General features: G+C 71.2%; 17 protein-coding genes. 5 read left to right on the top strand and 12 right to left on the bottom strand.

Annotation, left to right across the window (positions count from 1 at the left end; all coding sequences use genetic code 11):
• Window positions 1-3 precede the first annotated feature (3 nt).
• Together P8A20_RS34935 and P8A20_RS34930 are read right to left on the bottom strand one after the other, a co-directional pair.
• Window positions 4-1,161 carry a methyltransferase gene (locus P8A20_RS34935; protein ID WP_306104941.1) on the bottom strand — a complete coding sequence of 386 codons (1,158 nt, stop codon included), beginning with the start codon at window positions 1,159-1,161 and terminating at the stop codon, window positions 4-6.
• Between the two features lie 72 nt (window positions 1,162-1,233).
• Window positions 1,234-1,446: a hypothetical protein gene (locus tag P8A20_RS34930; protein WP_147960620.1), complete on the bottom strand. Its 213-nt coding sequence runs from the start codon at window positions 1,444-1,446 to the stop codon at window positions 1,234-1,236.
• A gap of 212 nt (window positions 1,447-1,658) precedes the next feature.
• On the opposite strand from P8A20_RS34930, the gene P8A20_RS34925 reads away from it, so the two are divergent.
• A complete protein-coding gene (locus P8A20_RS34925) occupies window positions 1,659-2,468 on the top strand; it encodes an endonuclease I family protein (protein WP_147960621.1) in 810 nt (269 codons plus the stop codon).
• Window positions 2,469-2,472: 4 nt separating this feature from the next.
• Here P8A20_RS34925 and glsA read toward each other — a convergent pair whose 3' ends face one another.
• Together glsA and P8A20_RS34915 are read right to left on the bottom strand one after the other, a co-directional pair.
• Window positions 2,473-3,825: a glutaminase A gene (gene glsA, locus P8A20_RS34920; protein ID WP_147960622.1), complete on the bottom strand. Its 1,353-nt coding sequence runs from the start codon at window positions 3,823-3,825 to the stop codon at window positions 2,473-2,475.
• 52 nt (window positions 3,826-3,877) lie between these two features.
• Complete coding sequence (locus tag P8A20_RS34915) at window positions 3,878-4,372, bottom strand: DUF1269 domain-containing protein (protein ID WP_306104940.1); 495 nt, start codon at window positions 4,370-4,372, stop codon at window positions 3,878-3,880.
• Between the two features lie 134 nt (window positions 4,373-4,506).
• Between P8A20_RS34915 and P8A20_RS34910 the strand changes: the two genes are divergently transcribed.
• Both P8A20_RS34910 and P8A20_RS34905 read left to right on the top strand, forming a co-directional pair.
• A complete protein-coding gene (locus P8A20_RS34910) occupies window positions 4,507-5,622 on the top strand; it encodes a baeRF3 domain-containing protein (RefSeq protein WP_147960624.1) in 1,116 nt (371 codons plus the stop codon).
• 111 nt (window positions 5,623-5,733) lie between these two features.
• Window positions 5,734-6,177 carry a hypothetical protein gene (locus P8A20_RS34905; RefSeq protein WP_147960625.1) on the top strand — a complete coding sequence of 148 codons (444 nt, stop codon included), beginning with the start codon at window positions 5,734-5,736 and terminating at the stop codon, window positions 6,175-6,177.
• A 66-nt stretch (window positions 6,178-6,243) separates the two neighbouring features.
• Here P8A20_RS34905 and P8A20_RS34900 read toward each other — a convergent pair whose 3' ends face one another.
• The 8 genes from P8A20_RS34900 to P8A20_RS34865 all read right to left on the bottom strand — a co-directional run bounded on the left by P8A20_RS34900 (window position 6,244) and on the right by P8A20_RS34865 (window position 16,296).
• Window positions 6,244-8,631, bottom strand: coding sequence for a phosphoketolase family protein (locus P8A20_RS34900; protein ID WP_147960626.1), 2,388 nt, complete (start codon window positions 8,629-8,631; stop codon window positions 6,244-6,246).
• A gap of 36 nt (window positions 8,632-8,667) precedes the next feature.
• The gene (locus P8A20_RS34895) at window positions 8,668-10,074 is read right to left on the bottom strand and encodes an NADP-dependent succinic semialdehyde dehydrogenase (protein WP_306104939.1); all 1,407 of its coding nucleotides are present in this window, start codon (window positions 10,072-10,074) and stop codon (window positions 8,668-8,670) included.
• Window positions 10,075-10,223: 149 nt separating this feature from the next.
• Window positions 10,224-10,739 carry an ATP-binding protein gene (locus P8A20_RS34890; RefSeq protein ID WP_147960628.1) on the bottom strand — a complete coding sequence of 172 codons (516 nt, stop codon included), beginning with the start codon at window positions 10,737-10,739 and terminating at the stop codon, window positions 10,224-10,226.
• A 153-nt stretch (window positions 10,740-10,892) separates the two neighbouring features.
• Window positions 10,893-12,989: a xanthine dehydrogenase family protein molybdopterin-binding subunit gene (locus P8A20_RS34885; protein WP_147960629.1), complete on the bottom strand. Its 2,097-nt coding sequence runs from the start codon at window positions 12,987-12,989 to the stop codon at window positions 10,893-10,895.
• Between the two features lie 42 nt (window positions 12,990-13,031).
• Complete coding sequence (locus tag P8A20_RS34880) at window positions 13,032-14,027, bottom strand: FAD binding domain-containing protein (RefSeq protein ID WP_147960630.1); 996 nt, start codon at window positions 14,025-14,027, stop codon at window positions 13,032-13,034.
• Window positions 14,024-14,596, bottom strand: coding sequence for a 2Fe-2S iron-sulfur cluster-binding protein (locus P8A20_RS34875; RefSeq protein ID WP_147960631.1), 573 nt, complete (start codon window positions 14,594-14,596; stop codon window positions 14,024-14,026). Before P8A20_RS34875 ends, P8A20_RS34880 begins: the two co-directional genes overlap by 4 nt.
• Before the next feature lie 34 nt (window positions 14,597-14,630).
• Window positions 14,631-15,026: a hypothetical protein gene (locus P8A20_RS34870; RefSeq protein ID WP_147960632.1), complete on the bottom strand. Its 396-nt coding sequence runs from the start codon at window positions 15,024-15,026 to the stop codon at window positions 14,631-14,633.
• 304 nt (window positions 15,027-15,330) lie between these two features.
• On the bottom strand, window positions 15,331-16,296 hold the full coding sequence (locus tag P8A20_RS34865) for an LLM class F420-dependent oxidoreductase (RefSeq protein WP_147960633.1): 966 nt from the start codon (window positions 16,294-16,296) through the stop codon (window positions 15,331-15,333).
• An 88-nt stretch (window positions 16,297-16,384) separates the two neighbouring features.
• On the opposite strand from P8A20_RS34865, the gene P8A20_RS34860 reads away from it, so the two are divergent.
• Window positions 16,385-16,723: a DUF6479 family protein gene (locus P8A20_RS34860; protein WP_147960634.1), complete on the top strand. Its 339-nt coding sequence runs from the start codon at window positions 16,385-16,387 to the stop codon at window positions 16,721-16,723.
• A 122-nt stretch (window positions 16,724-16,845) separates the two neighbouring features.
• Complete coding sequence (locus P8A20_RS34855; RefSeq protein WP_147960635.1) at window positions 16,846-17,760, top strand: cation diffusion facilitator family transporter; 915 nt, start codon at window positions 16,846-16,848, stop codon at window positions 17,758-17,760.
• Window positions 17,761-17,862: the final 102 nt, after the last annotated feature.

Here is a 17,862-nt window from a genome sequence, read left to right as displayed (position 1 = left end):
GCGTCAGCGCTTGACGGCCCGCAGCACGACGAATTTCGGGTCACCGGCGACGGTCACGCAGTTGCCGAAGATCCGGCGGAGCTGCGTGTGGTAGCCGAGGTGCCGATTGCCGACGACCCACAACTCGCCGCCCTGACGCAGCGCGGCACGCGCTCCGTGGAACATGTTCCGGGCCGTGGCGTCGGTGACCGCCTGGTGCGAGTGGAACGGCGGGTTGCTGAGGACCAGGTCCACGCTGCCCGGGGGCAGGCCGGCCATCCCGTCACCGACCAGGAACTCCGCCTCGGCATCCGGACCGGCGTTGTCGCGGAAGGTCGCTTCGGCGGAGGCGACGGCCTGGTACGACTCGTCGGTGAAGACGACGGACGCTTCGGGGTTGGCCAGCGCGGCGGCCGTACCCACCACGCCGTTCCCGCAGCCGAGGTCGACGACCCGGTCGGGCCCGGTCCGCTGCGGCAGGTGCTTCAGGAAGAAGCGGGTGCCGATGTCGAGGCGTTCGGCGCAGAAGATCCCGGCGTGGTTGGTGACCGTACGGCCCGAGACCACTCCGACGTCGCCCGGCAGTGCGTAGCGGTACGGCCAGGGGCTGGGGGTCCTGGGCAGTGCGGGGTCCGGGGTGGAGAAGATGAGCCGCGCCTTCTTCACCGCGAGGGAGGTGCGGGTGGGCCCGATGATCCGCTCGAACAGCTTGAGGGTGGAGGTGTGGATCTCCTTCACCATGCCGGTACCGATGACGACGGTCCCGGCGTGCACGGCGGGCGCGAGCCGGTGGAGCTGGTCCTCGAGGAGTGCGAGGCTCTTGGGCACCCGCACGAGCAGCAGGTCCACGCGCTCCGGCGGGGTTTCGCGCACCGACAGGACGTGTACGGAACCGGGATCGGCGCCGTTGCGCGCCAGGTTGGCCAGCGTGGCCTGTCGGGCGAGGTACGAATCGGTGATCTGGACCGGGCGGTGCGCGGCCAGCGCGGTGGCGAGGGCGCCCCACCGGTCGCCGACCACGGCCACGGTGCCGGACGCGGGGACCGGCTCGCTCCCGTCCTCTCCCCCCAGCCTCCGCAGCAGGTACTCGTCGGCGGCGTCCCACGCACGGAGGGGATCGCGCGGGTTCTCGGGATAGCGGGCGAGATCGAATTCGCCCTGTGACGTCGTCAAACGGTTCATATTGCGTTCAGGCTAGCCGAGGGGCGGGGAGCGCCTCGCACGCTCCCCGCCCCTCGATGCGTCGTACCGGTTCTACGGGAGCCGCTTGTCCATGGCCGAGCGGCCCTCCTCCGACAGCCTGCGCCGTGCCCACTCCAGGCTCTCGGGGGTCAGATCACGCCCGGAGGCGAGTACCAGATCCTCTGCGGTGGGCTGATCGTTGCCGCCGGTGTGCAGCAGACGGTCGGGGGTGACACCCCGTACTTCCGGCGCGGATACGGATAGGGATTCGGACTCTTCGCTCATACCGCCTCCTCGTCCTTGCGGCAATTCTCGCGCCCGGTCGGCGTCCGCGCATCCGATGCCCGGGAAGGGACCGACCAACTGTCACTTGACCTGCACATGATGAATACGCAACGTTCACACTACCGGCACCGTGCGTGTGGAAGGCTCCCGGTCCAACAGCCAACGCCCGGCCCTCACGACAACGTTCCGCCACCCCGGAGAGGACACCCCACATGTCCAGTCGTCGCCGTTTCTACGCGCGTCCACTGCTCGCTACAGCCGCCTCGATCGTCGTACTCACCGGCGTCGCGTCCGCCGCACCCGCCGCCACCCAGGCGACTCCCCCGGCCACCACTCTCGACGACACGTACTACCAGGACGCCCTCGGCAAGACGGGCACCGCGCTCAAGAGCTCACTGCACACGATCATCAGCGACCAGACCAAGCTCTCCTACAGCCAGGTCTGGGACGCCCTCAAGGCCACGGACCAGGACCCGGCCAACTCCTCCAACGTGATCCTCCTGTACACCGGCCGCTCCCAGTCCAAGAGCGAGAACGGGGGCAACACCGGCGACTGGAACCGGGAGCACGTCTGGGCGAAGTCCCACGGCGACTTCGGCACCGCGACCGGCCCCGGCACCGACATCCACCACCTGCGCCCCGAGGACGTTCAGGTGAACTCCATCCGCGGCAACAAGGACTTCGACAACGGCGGCAGCGCCGTCTCGGGGGCGCCCGGCAACCTCACCGACGGTGACTCCTTCGAACCGCGCGACGCGGTCAAGGGGGACGTGGCCCGGATGATCCTCTACATGGCGGTGCGGTACGAGGGCGACGACGCCTTCGCCGACCTGGAGCCGAACGACCGCGTGAGCAACGGGTCGGCCCCGAACATCGGACGGCTCTCCGTGCTGAAGCAGTGGAGCCAGGAGGACCCTCCGGACAGCTTCGAGAAGAACCGCAACGAGGTCATATTCGACCGGTTCCAGCACAACCGGAACCCGTTCATCGATCACCCCGAGTGGGTCGAGGCCATCTGGTAGGGGCTCAGCCGGGCCCGGCCACGGCCCGCGCGCACTGCTCGGCGGCCTCCTCGCGGGAGCCGAAGCGCGGCAGGTCCTGGCCGGTCCGCTCACGGACCAGGTCCGGGGGACCCAGCCGGTCGCCCGGATCGACGACGGCCGCACGCCGGCCCTCCCGCGCGAGCCGGGAGAGGCCGGCGTGCAGCAGCGCGAGGGCGTCGGAGTCGGCGCCGGTCACCTCCCTCAGGTCGAGGATCACGGGGTCGGCGTCCTCCGAACCCGACTCGTCGAGCGCGTACAGCACACGCTCGGCCGCGGTGAAGTCGAGGGCGCCCTGGGCGGCGACGACACCCACGCGTTCGTGGAGCGCGCGGGCGAGCCGGCCGGACGGGGCGGAGGGGAGCACGTCGGCGGTGGTGACCAGCGTGACGGTGGAGCCGGGAAGTGCCGGGTTCTTCATGAGGTGGAGCCCGAGACGTTCCGAGAGCGCGCCGAGCGCCGCGTGGCCGCGTACCGAGGTGCCCGACGCGTCCAGGAGCGGGCTGTAGGCGGCCAGGCCGAAACGGGCCGGCCCGGCGGCGAGCAGACCGCCGGAGACGCCGCTCTTGGCGGGCAGACCGACCCTGAGCAGCCAGTCGCCGGAGGAGTCGTACATTCCGCAGGTCGCCATGACGGCGAGGACCTGGGCGGCGACCTCGGGGGAGACGACCCGCTCCCCGGTGACCGGATTGACACCGCCGTAGGCCAGGGTCGCGGCCATCACGGCGAGGTCGACGGCCGTGGCCCGTACCGCGCACTGCCGGAAGTAGGTGTCCACGGCCGCCACCGGGTCGACGGGCAGGGTTCCCGTACTGCGGATCAGATAGGCGAGCGCCCGGTTGCGGTCCCCGGTCGCCGCCTCGGAGCCGTGGACGTCCTCGTCGACGTCCAGCTTCCGCCCGGCGAACCGGCTCAGACAGGTCAGGATGCGGCCGAACGCGGGTTGCTCACGGCTGTCGGGGACCAGAGCGGTGGTCACGATGGCGCCGGCGTTGACCATCGCATTGGCCGGCCGCCCGGTGCCGGGCTCCAGGCTGATGGCGTTGAACGCCTCGCCGCTCGGTTCGGCGCCCACCCAGCGGCTCACCTCGTCGAGGCCGAGCGAGGCCAGCGCGAGGGCGTAGACGAAGGGCTTGGACACCGACTGCAGGGTGAAGGGGGTGTCCGCCGCGCCGGCGCTGTAGGAGTGCCCGTCCATACTCACCAGGGCGAGCCCGAAGTCGTCGGGGTCCGACCTGGTCAACTCCGGGATGTAGTCGGCCTGTCGACCCTCCCGCACACCGGCGAAGCGCGCGTGGAGCTCGCGCAGCGCGTCCGTCACGGCTTCCGAGGCGCTCACCGGAGGCCTGCCGGATACCGTGCGGGCCCTGCGTGGAGCAGCCCCTCCCCCGTCATTCCGCCTCGTCGCCGAAGATCTGGCGCAGCCTCGCCTCACGCTCCGTGTCGAGGTTGCTGTGCAGCAGTTCGGCTCCGTCGCCGGGCAGCGACTCGCTGATACGGCTCGGCACCTCGTCCAGGGTGAGCAGGAACAGCGCCGACGTCCCGGGCGTCACCTTCTGCTTGACCTCGGCGATGAAGTCGTCGTCGATGCCGACGTCGGCGAGCTTCCCGCCGAGCGCCCCCGCCGCCGCGCCGATGGCCGCGCCGAGCAGAGGCATCAGGAAGATGAGGCCGAAGAGCATCCCCCAGAAGGTGCCGCTCAGCGCACCCGCGCCGACGAGGTTGATCAACTGTCGGGTCCTCGGCTTGGAGCGCTCGGCGGGCCAGCTCACGACGGCGGCGTCGAGGATCTTGACGAGCCCTTCCTTCTGGAGGGACTTCAGAGCGGCCTCCACGTTCTCCGCGCCGTCCGCCGTCCGGAACTTCCACACGGTGAGTGTGGACATCGCGTACACCTCCGAGGGGAGACGAATAATTCGCCCATATTAGGATCAAAAGGTATGAATTGACTCGTCGAACAACCGCTCCACACCAGGGGGCGGCTCCAGCACCGCGGACCCCGAACCCCCGGGAGGGAACGATGGACACGGACGCGCTGACGCCCGGCCTGCTGCAGGAACTCCGGGCCACCAGGCCCTATCCGGCCCTGTCCCTGACCATGCCCACCCACCGCCGTGCCCCGGACAACGCCCAGGACGCCGTGCGGCTGCGCAACCTCGTGGCCGAGGCCGGCAACCGGCTGGACGCCGACCCCGGGGTGAGCCACGAGGCCAGGGCAGCCGTGAAGGCGCAGCTGGACCGCGCGGTGGCCGAGGTCGACCAGCGCCGCGCCCTGGAGTCCCTCGTCATCTTCGCCGACGCCGACGAGTACCAGATCTGGCAACTTCCGCGCACCGCGCCCGAACGAGTGGTCCTGAGCGACAGCTACCTCACCCGCAACCTGGTCGCGGCCAAGGCGGGGGCGCGACCGTTCTGGGTGCTCAGCCTGTCCGCCGAGCACGCCTCCCTGTTCTCCGGTACGGGCGAGGGCCTGCGCCCCGAACGCAGGGACGGCTTCCCGCTCACGGCCCCGCACGAGGAGCCGAATCCGCAGCGCGAGGAGCGGATCGGGGACACTCCGAGCACCTACAGCAGCGAGGACGCCCGCAACTTCCTGCGCTCGGTCGACGAGCGGCTGCGCGCGGTCCTGGCGGCCGACCCGCGCCCGCTCTTCCTGGTGGGCCTCGCGCCGGCGCTCTCCCTGCTCGACGAGGTCGGTGAGAGCGCGAAGCAGGCTGCGGGCCGGGTCGCGAAGGGGACGACGGCGGACACGACGGCACCCGAGCTGATCAAGGAGCTGGGCCCGGCCCTGGAGGACTGGCGCGCACAGACCGCCTCACGGATCCGGGGCAGGCTCGACAAGGCCCACAGCAGCCGCTCGTTCGCCGGCGGGCTCGACGAGGTGTGGCTGGCCGTGCGGGAAGGCCGGGCGGGCCTGGTCGCGGTCGAGGAACACTTCGACGAGACGGTGAGGATCACCGACGGACACCTGGAGCCGGTCGGCCCGCAGACCACTCCGGCCGAGGACGGACAGGTCCGTGAGGACATCGTCGACGAGCTCGTCGAAGCGGCACTGGACAAGGGCTGCGAGGTCGCCTTCGTCGCGGACGACTCCCTCGCGCACCACGGCAGGCTCGCGGCGGTCCTGCGTTTCTGACCGCGTGTCCTTGCGTGAGGGTTATGTGAACATTGTCTAGATTTGGCGCTCCGAAGCCGATCCCATCACGTCGATCTCACCGATCGCGTCGGGTACGAAGGAGAGCCAGTCATGGACCGATTCAGGCGCGCGTCGGCGGCAGCCCTGCTCACAGCGGTGACGCTCGCCGGAGCGATGGGCGGGGCCGCGGCGTCGTCCGGTGTCCCCGCACCGCCGTCCGGGGAGCGCGCGCAGGACCTGGCCACGCGGCCCGCCCTCTCGGCGTACGCGACCGCGCGCAGCGTGGCGGCCTGGGAGGAGTTCCGTATCCACGGCGCGGCCAGGAACGTCGATTCCGGCACACCCGTCAGCCTGCAGCAGAAGCAGGGCAAGCGCTGGGTGACCCTGCCCGCCACGATCAGGACCGCCAGGAGCGGCGAGTACAGCATGCGGGTGAAGCTGGGCATCACGGGCGAGAACGCCCTCCGGATCGTCGGAGGCGGGGCCGTGTCCCCGGTCGTCCGCACGACCGTGACGTCGGCGGTGCCGCCGGGCGCGCCCACCTCCGTCAACTGAGCCTCCGTCCCACGCACTCCGGCCGGCCCGCTTCCCGCGGGCCGGCCGGAGTGCGTGGGACGGTGTTCAGCCCTCCCAGGTCCAGTCGGCGACCTCGGGCATGTCCGTGCCGTGTTCCCGGATCCAGTCGTGGTGCCGGGTGCGGGCGTCCGCCATGGCCTGCCGGACGGCGACGGCACGGACCCCCAGACCGGGCACCCGGTCGAGCACGTCCATGACCAGCCGGTAGCGGTCCAGGTCGTTGCGGACCACCATGTCGAACGGCGTGGTGGTGGTCCCCTCCTCCTTGTAGCCGCGCACGTGGAGATGGGCGTGTCCCTCGCGGCGGTACGCGAGACGGTGCACCAGCCAGGGGTAGCCGTGGTAGGCGAAGATCACAGGCTTGTCCCGGGTGAAGACGGCGTCGTACTCCGCGTCCGGCATGCCGTGCGGGTGCTCGTCGTGCGGCAGCAGCCTGGTCATGTCGACGACGTTGACCACGCGCACGGCGAGCTCCGGAAGATGACGGCGCAGCAGTCCGGCCGCGGCCATCGTCTCCAGTGTGGGTACGTCGCCGGCACAGGCCAGCACCACGTCGGGTTCGCGGCTGCCGTCCTCGGTCCCCGCCCATTCCCAGACCCCGGCCCCTCGGGCGCAGTGCGCGCGGGCCTCGTCGAGGGTGAGCCAGTCGAAGCCCGGCTGCTTGCCGGCGACGATCACGTTGACGTAGTCACGGCTGCGCAGCACATGGTCGGCGGTGGACAGCAGCGTGTTGGCGTCCGGCGGCAGATAGACCCGGACGACCTCGGGACTCTTGTTGAGGATGTGGTCGACGAAGCCGGGGTCCTGGTGCGAGAAGCCGTTGTGGTCCTGACGCCAGACGTGCGAGGTGAGCAGGTAGTTCAGCGAGGCGACGGGCGCCCGCCAGTGCAGCCGCCGCGAGGTGCGGAGCCACTTGATGTGCTGGTTGACCATCGAGTCGACGATGTGGGCGAAGGCTTCGTACGAGGAGAACAGACCGTGCCGTCCGGTGAGGAGGTAGCCCTCCAGCCAGCCCTGGCACAGGTGTTCCGACAGGACTTCCATCACCCGGCCGTCGCGGGCCAGATGCTCGTCGGTCGGAAGGACCTCCGCCTGCCAGGCCTTTCCGGTGGCCCCGTAGAGCGCGCCCAGGCGGTTGGACTCGGTCTCGTCGGGTCCCACCACCCGGAAGTTCCTGCGGTCGGCGGTCGCCGCCATGACGTCCTCGAGCAGCCCGCCCAGGATCCGGGTGGGCTCGTGCAGGACGGTCCCCGGCCTGTCGACCCGCACCGCGTGCTTCTCCAGCGGCGGCAGCGGAAGGTCACGCAGGAGCAGCCCGCCGTTGGCGTACGGCGTCGAGCCGAGCCGGGCGGCTCCCTCGGGAACGCACTCCAGGACCTGGGCCGTGGGCCTGCCCTCGGAGTCGAAGAGTTCCTCGGGCCGGTAGGAGCGCATCCACTCCTCGAGCTGACGCAGGTGGTCCGGGTTGTCCCGGACCCCGGGCAGCGGGACCTGGTGGGCCCGCCAGGTGTTCTCGACGGGGAGCCCGTCCACCTCCTCGGGGCCGGTCCAGCCCTTGGGGGTGCGCAGCACGATCATGGGCCAGCGGGGACGGACGGACACGCCCTCGTCACGGGCCGCGCGCTGGTAGGCGTCGATGCGGTCCACGGCGAGGTCCATGGCGGCGGCCAGCGCGCGGTGGACCACGGCCGGCTCGTCCCCCTCGACGTACACGGGGTCGTGGCCGTACCCGCGCAGGAGCGCGTCGAGCTCTTCCTCGGGCAGCCGGGCCAGCACCGTCGGGTTCGCGATCTTGTACCCGTTGAGATGCAGGACGGGCAGGACCGCGCCGTCGTGCACGGGGTCCAGGAACTTGTTGGAGTGCCAGGACGCGGCCAACGGCCCGGTCTCCGCCTCTCCGTCCCCGACCACGCAGGCCACCAGCAGCTCGGGGTGGTCGAAGGCGGCGCCGTAGGCGTGGGTCAGCGCGTACCCCAGTTCGCCGCCCTCGTGGATGGACCCCGGGGTCTCGGGGGCGACGTGGCTGGGAACGCCACCGGGGAAGGAGAACTGCTTGAACAGCGCTCCCATCCCGGGCCGGTCGCGGCTGACATCGGGGTACGTCTCGGAGTAGCTGCCCTCCAGCCAGGAGTTGGCGAGGACGGCGGGGCCGCCGTGGCCGGGCCCCCAGACGCACATCGCCCGGCGGTCACGTGTCCGGACGATCCGGTTGAGATGGGTGTGGACCAGGTTCAGTCCGGGTGAGGTGCCCCAGTGGCCGAGCAGCCGCGGCTTGATGTGCTCCGGGGCCAGCGGCTCCTCCAGGAGGGGGTTGGCCATCAGATAGATCTGGCCGACCGCCAGGTAGTTGGCGGCACGCCAGTGCGCGTCGAGTGCCGCGATCTCGGTGTCGGACGGGGCGGACGCCCCGGACGGCGTTCGGGCGTCGGTCATGAAGCGTCTCCCTGGGGCAGTCGCGTGGGGGCGGATCTAGCGGGCGTCCGAACCGGGCCCGTACCAGACGGTGGTGGCGTTGCAGAACTCGCGGATGCCGTGACCGGCCAGCTCCCGGCCGTACCCGGAGCGCTTCACCCCGCCGAACGGCAGCGCCGGGTGGGAGGCGGTCATGCCGTTGAAGAAGACCCCGCCGGCCTCCACGTCGCGCACACAGCGCTCCATCTCCCCCTCGTCCCGCGTCCAGACGTTGGAACTGAGCCCGAACGGGGTGTCGTTGGAGAGTTCCACGGCCTCGTCGAGGTCCGCGACCCGGTAGAGCGTCGCCACCGGTCCGAAGGTCTCCTCGCGGTGGATGCGCATGGCCGGGGTGATCCCGGTGAGGACCGTGGGCTCGTAGAACCAGCCACGGTCGAGGCCGTCGGGGCGCCGGCCCCCGCACAGTGCGGTCGCACCCTTGCCGAGGGCGTCGTGGACGAGTTCCTCCAGATCCGTACGGCCCTGCTCGCTGGAGAGCGGCCCCACGTCGGTGGACTCCTCCAGCGGGTCCCCGACGGTCAGGGCGCGCATCCCCGCGGTGAAGCGCTCGGCGAAGGCGTCGTAGACGTCCGCGTGGACGATGAATCGTTTGGCGGCGATGCAGGACTGCCCGTTGTTCTGAACGCGGGCGGTCACCGCCGTGTCGGCGGCCTTCTCGACGTCCGCGGACGGCAGGACGACGAAGGGGTCGCTGCCGCCCAGTTCCAGTACGGTCTTCTTCACCTCGTCGCCGGCGACGGAGGCGACGGCCCGGCCGGCCGGTTCGCTGCCGGTGAGGGTGGCGGCGGCGACCCTCGGGTCGCGCAGGACCGCCTCGACGGCGCCCGAGCCGATGAGCAGTGTCTGGAAGCAGCCTTCGGGGAAGCCCGCCCTGGTGAACAGGTCCTCGATGTAGAGGGCGGTCTGCGGCACGTTCGACGCGTGCTTGAGCAGGCCGGTGTTTCCGGCCATGAGCGCGGGAGCGGCGAAGCGCATGACCTGCCAGAGCGGGAAGTTCCAGGGCATGACGGCGAGCACCACGCCCAGCGGCCGGTAGCGCACCCGCGCACGGACGGCACCGGAGTCCTTGACATCGGTGTCGTCGGGGTGTTCGTCGGCCAGCAGTCGTTCGGCGTTGGCCGCGTACCAGCGCATGGCCTTGGCGCACTTGGCGGCTTCCGCACGGGCGGCCTTGACCGGCTTGCCCATCTCGGTCGTCATGGTGCGGGCGATGTCCTGCTGGTCCTCGTCGAGGAGATCGGCGGCCCGGTTCAGCAGCCGGGCGCGCTCGGCGAAGTCCGTGGTGCGGTAGCGGCGGAAGGCGCTGTGGGCCGCGGCGAGCCGGCGCTCGGTCCCCTGCTCGTCCAGAGCGTCGAATGTCCTGAGCGTCTTGCCGTTCGCGGGATTGACCGTCGCGATGGGCATGGCTGTGCCTCCTTGCGTTGTTCTTCGACCGTCACGCGCCACCCCGCGGCGCGCAACGCGACCCCTCACGCACACGTACCCGGCCGGTGCGGATCATGCGTGCCGCAGGCACACCGTCCGCACCGGCCGGGCCGGCACCGGGCTGTCCGTCACACGAGTTCGGCCACCGGATCGCCACCGGCGACAGGACCGCTCCCGGCGACGGGGCCGCTCTCGGCGACCGGGCCGTCGAGGAACGAACGGCCGCCGGGCAGGGGCGTCGGCGGGAGCAGCCCGGTGGTGCACGGGCTCTCCGCGTAGCGCGTGAACCACACGACCTTGCCGTCGGTGGTCCGGCAGGTGCCCCAGCTGTCGCTCAGGGCCATGACGCGGCTCAGGCCGCCGCCACCACCGTCCAGCAGCCGGGGCATCCGGGAATCCTCGTCGGCCACGGACACCGTCAGATGCCGGCCGGTCCAGCGGAGCTCGAGGACGCAGCGGCTGCCGTCGCCGACGTGTCGCTGGACGTTCGTCAGGAGTTCCTCCGCCGCCCGGCACACCGGCCGGACGTGCAGTTCGAGGTTCCAGTGACGAAGGTGTGCGGCGACTATGCGCCGCAACTGGGAAATGCGCTCTGCCGACACCTGCAGTTCGACCGGGTAGTGCCGGTCGAGTGGAACGGTCATCGTTGAGGCTCCTCACCACGAGGCTCACGTGCTTCACCCCGTTCGACCCGACGACCCCCGAACACGAAGCGTGAGCATTAATCACTTCTCGGTCACTCATCAGGGTGACCCCGGGGGGCGGGTCGCGCAACCGAGGAGGCCTGGCGGCGGGTGTCACGGAAGGTAGGGCAGCAGTTTGTCCGGGGTGAGCGGGAGTTCGCGCAGCCGGGCGCCGGTGGCGTGCCGCACGGCGTTCCCGATCGCGGCCGCGGTGCCGACGATGCCGATCTCACCGATGCCTTTGCTGCCCATGGGGTTGAGGTGCGGGTCGTCCTCGTCGATCCAGTGCGCCTGGATGTCGGGGACGTCCGCGCAGGACGGCACGTGGTAGGAGGCCAGGTCGCTCTCGGTGAAGTCGCCGAAGGCCGGGTCCATGGTGCTGCCCTCGGTGAGGGCCATGCCGAGGCCCATGACCATGCCGCCGATGAACTGGGAGCGCGCCGTACGGGAGTTGAGGATCCGTCCGGCGGCGTACACACCGAGGAGGCGGCGCACCCGCACCTCACCGGTGAGGGAGTCGACCGCCACCTCGGCGAAGTGGGCGCCGAAGGCGTGCCGTGCGTACGGGGACTCCTGGGCCGTCTCCTCGCCGGTGTCGGCGGTGACGGCGACGCCGTCCGGCGGCAGCGGGCCGGTGTGCTCGGCGAGCCGTCGTACCAGGGCGGTGGCGGCCTTGTGCACCGCGGAGCCCCAGGAGGCGGTGCCCGAGGAGCCGCCCGCGACGGACGCGGTGGGCAGATCACTGCTGCCGATGTCGACCTGGACGTTCTCCGGGTCCGTGCCCAGGACCGAGGCGGCGATCTGCGCCAGGACGGTGCGGGCGCCGGTGCCGATGTCGGTGGCGTTGACCCGGACACGGTACGAACCGTCCGGGGCCGCCTGTGCGGACGCCGCCGCCTTCGAGACGAGGACGGGGTACGTCGCCGAGGCGACCCCGGTGCCGAGCAGCCAGGGCCCGTCCTCGCGTACGGCGGGCCGCGGGTCCCGGTCGTTCCAGCCGAAGCGTCCGGCTCCCTCCGTCAGACAGGCCGCGAGGTTGCGGCTGCTGAAGGGGCGTCCGCTGTCGGGTTCGGCCGGCGGTTCGTTGCGCAGCCTCAGTTCGACCGGATCGATCCCGAGGGCGCAGGCGAGTTCGTCCATGGCCGATTCCAGCGCGTACATGCCCGAGGCCTCCCCCGGTGCGCGCATCCAGGACGGACTGGGCACGTCGAGTGCCGCCACCCGGTGTTCCGTACGGCTGTGGGGTGAGGCGTACATGACGCGGGCGGGAACGGCGGCCTGTTCGACGAACTCCTTGATCCGCGAGGTCTGCGTGGCGATCTCGTGGGAGACGCTGGACAGGACACCGTCACGGTCCGCTCCCAGGCGCACCCGCTGCAGGGTCGGTGCGCGGTGACCGACGATCGCCGCCATGTACCGCCGGGGCAGTGCGAGCTGGACCGTGCGGCCGGTGTGCCGTGCGGCCATCGCGGCGAGGACGGACTGCGGGCGCGGGGTGCCCTTGGAGCCGAAGCCGCCGCCGACGTGTTCGGAGACCACGGTGATCCGGTCCCGGTCGAGTCCCAGGGCCGTGGCGAGGCTGTTGCGCACGGCGGTCGATCCCTGGCTGGAGTCGTGGACGGTCAGGTGTCCGTCGGCCCACCGGGCGGTGGAGGCGTGCGGTTCCATGGGGTGGTTGTGCAGCCCGTGCAGTGTGTAGGTCGCGTCGATCCGCACGGGCGCGGCCTCGAACGCGCGCATGGCGTCGCCGCGTTCACGCAGGCCCGGGTGGCCGCCGTTCGCCTCCTCGGGGGTGTACAGGCCGGGGTGGTCCCCGGTGAGGATGACGTCGTGTCCGGTGGTCGTGTACTCGACGTACACGGCCGACGCGCCGGCCCGGGCGGATTCCAGGCTCTCCGCCAGCACGAGGGCGACCGGCCAGCCCCGGTGCGGTACCCGGTCGCCCTGGAGCACGGCGAGGATCGGGTCGTCGGTCTCCTCGAGCCTCGGCGCGTTGTCGTGGGTCAGGACGGTGTGCACCCCGGGCACGGCGAGCGCGTCGGCGGTACGGATCGCGGTCACACGGCCGGTGGGGACGGTGGCGGGCACGATCCAGCCGTACAGACAGTCCGGCGAAGTGTGCTCGGCGGCGTAGCGGGCGGTGCCGGTGACCTTGTCCCGGCCCTCGCGGCGGACTACGGGCGCGCCCAGCACCTGGGTGGAGTCGCTCATGGCGGAAGTCCTCGGTTCGTCGGGGGTGTGCGGTCCGGCGGATCAGGCGGGTACGGCCCGGGAGGTGAGTTCGACGAGGGCGCCGACGGCCATCCGGCGCGCGAGGCCGACCTTGAAGGCGTTGTCGCGCAGGGGCCTGGCAGCGTCGAGCTCCGCGTCCACCGCACGGGCGAAGGCGTCCCCGGTCGTCGGGACACCGCGCAGCAGGTCCTCGGCGACCCGGGCACGCCACGGCCGGTGCGCGAGCCCTCCGAAGGCGAGCGAGACACGGTCCACACGGCCGTCGCGCACGCTCAGGACGGCTGCGACGGAGGCCAGGGCGAAGGCGTACGAGGCACGGTCCCGGGCTTTGCGGTAGAGGGAGACGGAGCCGTCGGGGGGCGGAGGCAGCACCACTTCGGTGATCAGTTCGCCCGGCCGGATCACCGTGTCCTGGTCGGGGTTGTCGCCGGGCAGCCGGTGGAAGTCGGTCACGGGCACCGTCCGCTCACCCTCGGGTCCGTGCAGCTGGACGGTGGCGTCCAGGGCCGCGAGGGCGACCGCCATGTCCGAGGGGTTCGTGGCGACACAGTCCTGCGAGTGGCCCAGCACCGCGAGATCGCGGTGCGCCCCCTCGCGGGCGGGGCAGCCGGATCCGGGGACGCGCTTGTTGCAGGGCTTGGAGACGTCCTGGAAGTACGGACAGCGGGTGCGCTGGAGCAGGTTGCCGCCGGTGGTGGCGGTGTTCCGGAGCTGCCCGGACGCACCGGCCAGCAGGGCCTGCGAGAGGGCGGGGTAACCACTGCGTACATCGGGGTGGGCGGCGAGGTCGCTGTTGCGTACGGTCGCGCCGATCCGGAGACCGCCGTCGTCGGTCCTGGTCATCCGGTCCAGCGGCAGCCGGCTCACGTCGACGAGCAGGCCGGGCGACTCCACACCGAGTTTCATCAGGTCGACGAGGTTGGTACCGCCGCCGAGGAAGCGCGCGCCTGGATGTCCGGCGCCGGCACGGACGGCCTCGGCCACGGAGGTGGGGCGCAGGTAGCCGAAGGGTTTCACGGGGCCACGTCCTCGATCGCGTCGACGATGTGCGGGTAGGCGCCGCACCGGCAGAGGTTGCCGCTCATCCGCTCGCGGATCTCGTCCGCGTCGAGCGGGACCGGGCCTCCGGCGGCGAGCGCCGCCGGGGACGTCGCATGGGAGGGGAAGCCGTCCTGGACCTCACCGAGCATGCCCGCCGCGGAGCAGATCTGGCCGGGGGTGCAGTAGCCGCACTGGAGCGCGTCCCTCTCCAGGAAGGCCGACTGCAGCGGGTGCAGCCGGTCCCCCTCGGCGAGTCCCTCGACGGTGGTGATGTGGGCGCCCTCCTGGGCGACGGCCAGCAGCAGGCAGCTGTTCGCGCGCCGGCCGTCGACGAGTACGGTGCAGGCACCGCACTGGCCGTGGTCGCAGCCCTTCTTGGCTCCGGTGAGACCCAGGTGCTCCCTCAGCGCGTCCAGCACGGTGGTGCGGTGGTCGAGCGTCAGGTTCCGGGCCGTTCCGTTGACGTACAGGGTGAAGGTGGAGCGGTCGTCGAGAGGCGGCGTCTGCGCCGCCCCCGCGTCGACGGTCCCCTGGGTGACATCCATGTGCGCGTGCCTTCCGGGTTCGGTGGTGGGGTCGTCAGGCCGGACGGTGGCTCTCCAGCCGCAGGCGGATCTCCTGCTCCTGGTCGCCCGCCGCCGTTCCGACGAGCCGGACGGTGAAGGCGTCGGACAGGTGTTTCCGGAGGCGGTCGACGGCCCAGTAGCCCCCCTGTGCCTCGACCATCACCGGCACGGAGAGCTGGGCGGGCGCGGCACCGGCCTTCGCCTCGGAGACGTCGACGGTCGCCGTCCACACGGTGGGGCGTGTGTCCGACTCGTCCTCGGGGGTGTCGCTCGCCGGGCGGTCGGAGACGAACGAGCGGCGCAGGACGTCGAACACGGTGCGTGCGTCCTCCTTGGGACAGCCGGTGACCGCCACCACGACGTCACCGCTCTCCTGGTGTTCCTGTGCTGCTTCCTGCGTGCTGTTCACCCTGCATTCCTTTCACTGGGAGCGCTGTGCGCGCTGTTCGGCGGCCTCTCGCCGCCTCCGGTGAGACCACGGCGCGACCTCTACCCAAAGGATCACCACTGGTCAGCTGCCGGCACACGGGCCTGCGGCCGGGCGGACTGCCTGCTCCCATCGCGTTCCCTCCACCGGGTCCGGGGACTCACTCCAGGCTCACCCCACCGCCGCGTGTCGGCGACACGAGCCGCCGTCGGGGCGGCAGGGCCGTGGACGATCGCGTACCCGGCGAGCGACGGGGAAACGTGGGACCGGCCGCCCGCCCGGCGCTCTACAGCTCGCGCAGTGCGGGCAGGAGGGTGCTCCGGGCCCAGTCGATGAAGGGCCGTTGGTGGGCGCCTCCGATCTGGACGAGGGCGACCTCGGTGAATCCCGCGTCGCGGTAGGGACGTACCGCTTCGACGAAGGCGTCGACGTCCGAGCCGCACGGGATCGATCCGGCGATGTCGTCCTTGCGGACGAACGCGGTCGCCTGGTCGAACGCGGAGGGCCCCGGCAGCTCCGAATTGACCTTCCAGCCGCCGAGCGACCAGCGGAACTGGTCGTGGGCGCGGGCGATCGCGGCGTCGCGGTCGGTGTCGTAGCAGACAGGCACCTGCCCCACGCGGGGCTTCCCCGTCCCACCGTGCCGGTCGAACGCGTTCAGCAGGTCTCCCTTCGGTTCGGTCGCGATGACCAGATCGCCCAGGGTGCCCGCGAGTTCGCAGGACCGTTCACCGGAGACCGCGATGCCGATGGGAACCCGCTGCTCGGGCAGGTCCCAGAGCTTCGCGTTCTCCACGTCGAAATGGGTGCCGTGGTGGGTGACGTAACCGCCGTCGAAGAGCGCGCGGATGATGTGCACGGCCTCCTCGAGCATCTCCAGGCGGACGTTCGGCGCGGGCCACCCCGCACCGACGACGTGTTCGTTGAGGCTCTCCCCCGAGCCGAGGCCGAGCCGGAACCTGCCCTCCGCGAGCAGTTGGAGCGTGGCCGCCTTCTGCGCGACCACGGCCGGGTGGTAGCGGGTGGTCGGGCAGGTCACGTACGTCATGAGCGGAATCCTGGAGGTGGCCTGCGCGGCGGCACCCAGGACGGACCAGGCGTAGGGCGCGTGTCCCTGGGAAGCCAACCAGGGGGAGTAGTGGTCCGAGGTGACCGAGAAGTCGAAACCGGCTTCCTCCGCCGCGACCACGTCCCCGACGAGCTCTCGGGGTCCTGCTTGCTCGGTCATCATCGTGTAGCCGATTTGCACCATACGAAACACATTTACCGTGACATCGCCATAAAACATGAATTCATGTCAATGGCTGTCTGTGATCGATTCCCCGGGGTATGCGCCATGCATGGACGTTACGAACCGAGCATGGGAACCGCTCGCCGGCACGGTGGCCGCCGGCGGGCCGGGCGCAGTGGGCGTGGTCATCGGCATCATCGGCCTGTTCGTGGTGGTCGTGCTGATCGGGGGCTTCTGGTTCGGGATGAGGCGCCGCGACAAGGAGTCGCGTCCACCCCGCCCCGACGAGCAGCCGCCGCGTCCGGACCACCGGACGGAGATCCGGGAGAGCGGACAGCACAGCTCGGACAGGTTTCCCGAGAACGGCCGCGCTCTCTCGCCGTACGAGCTCAGCGACCGCGGTAACGAGGTGATCCCGCCGCCGGAGGACGAGCACCGGCGTGACTGAACCACGCGCGCGCCGGCAGACAGACGGACCGGAGTCCGGGCCCCTCACCGAGCGGGCCCGGACTTGTCCGTGGCAGCGCCACCTTTCACCTTCGATCGGAGGAACATGAAACCGGGGGGCATATGAAGCGGCCGGAGTCGGACCGCAAGACCCGCGTGACCGTCCTGGTCGCGCTCGGCGCCAACCTCGTCATCGCCGCGGCCAAGGGGGTGGGGGGCCTTCTCTCGGGTTCGCCCGCCCTCCTGTCCGAAGCCGCCCACTCCGTGGCGGACAGCGTGAACGAGGTCTTCCTGCTGGCCGCGCTCCGGCGCAGCCGCCGTCCGCCCGACGCCCGTCACCCCTTCGGCTACGGCAAGGAGCGCTACTTCTGGTCGTTGCTCGCGGCCGTCGGGATCTTCGTCGTCGGTGGCTGCTTCTCGTTCTTCCAGGGTTTCGAGGCACTCGGCAGCCACGAGCGGCAGTCGCACGAGGGCTACACGGTGGGACTGATCGTCCTCGGCGTCGCCCTGCTGGCGGAGGGCGCCTCGCTGGTCCGCGCACTGCTGCAGCTCCGCGGCGAGAAGGGCGCCGCCCGCGACCCCGCGTTGCGGACGGTGATCGCCGAGGACAGCACGGCCGTGCTGGGTGTGCTGCTGGCCATGGCGGGAATGGTGCTGCACATGGTGACCGGGGATGTCGTGTGGGAGGCGTCGGCCTCTCTGGGGATCGGCCTGCTGCTGGTCTACGTCGCCTTCCGGCTCGGCAAGGACGCCCGCGACCGGCTGATCGGGGAATCCGCCGATCCCGAGCTGCGCCGGGGGGTCGAGGAGCTCCTCACCTCACAGGACGAGATCGACAACGTGGCGGCGCTGTTCACCATGGGCCTCGGCCTCGACTCGGTGCTGGTGGCGGCCAGGATCGATCTGGCACCCGGTATCGACAGCGAGGAGGTCGAGCGGGTCGCAGTCCGGATCAAACGGTCGATAGCGGGGTCCTGGCCGGAGGCCGAGCACGTCTTCCTCGACATCACGAACGCGCCTCCCCGGGGCGGGGTGTGATCGCCGCCGCCGCGTGTTGCGGGAGTCGCCGGGGCGCATGAGGCTGGTCCTGGCCGCGCGGCACGGAAGAAAGTCGTGCCGCAGTACCGATAGGGCAGTGGA

The sequence above is a fragment of the Streptomyces sp. Alt3 genome (assembly GCF_030719215.1).
Taxonomy (GTDB): Bacteria; Actinomycetota; Actinomycetes; order Streptomycetales; family Streptomycetaceae; genus Streptomyces; species Streptomyces glycanivorans.
Note: the sequence above shows the minus strand (reverse complement) of the source record. Positions and strands in the feature narration are given on the sequence as shown.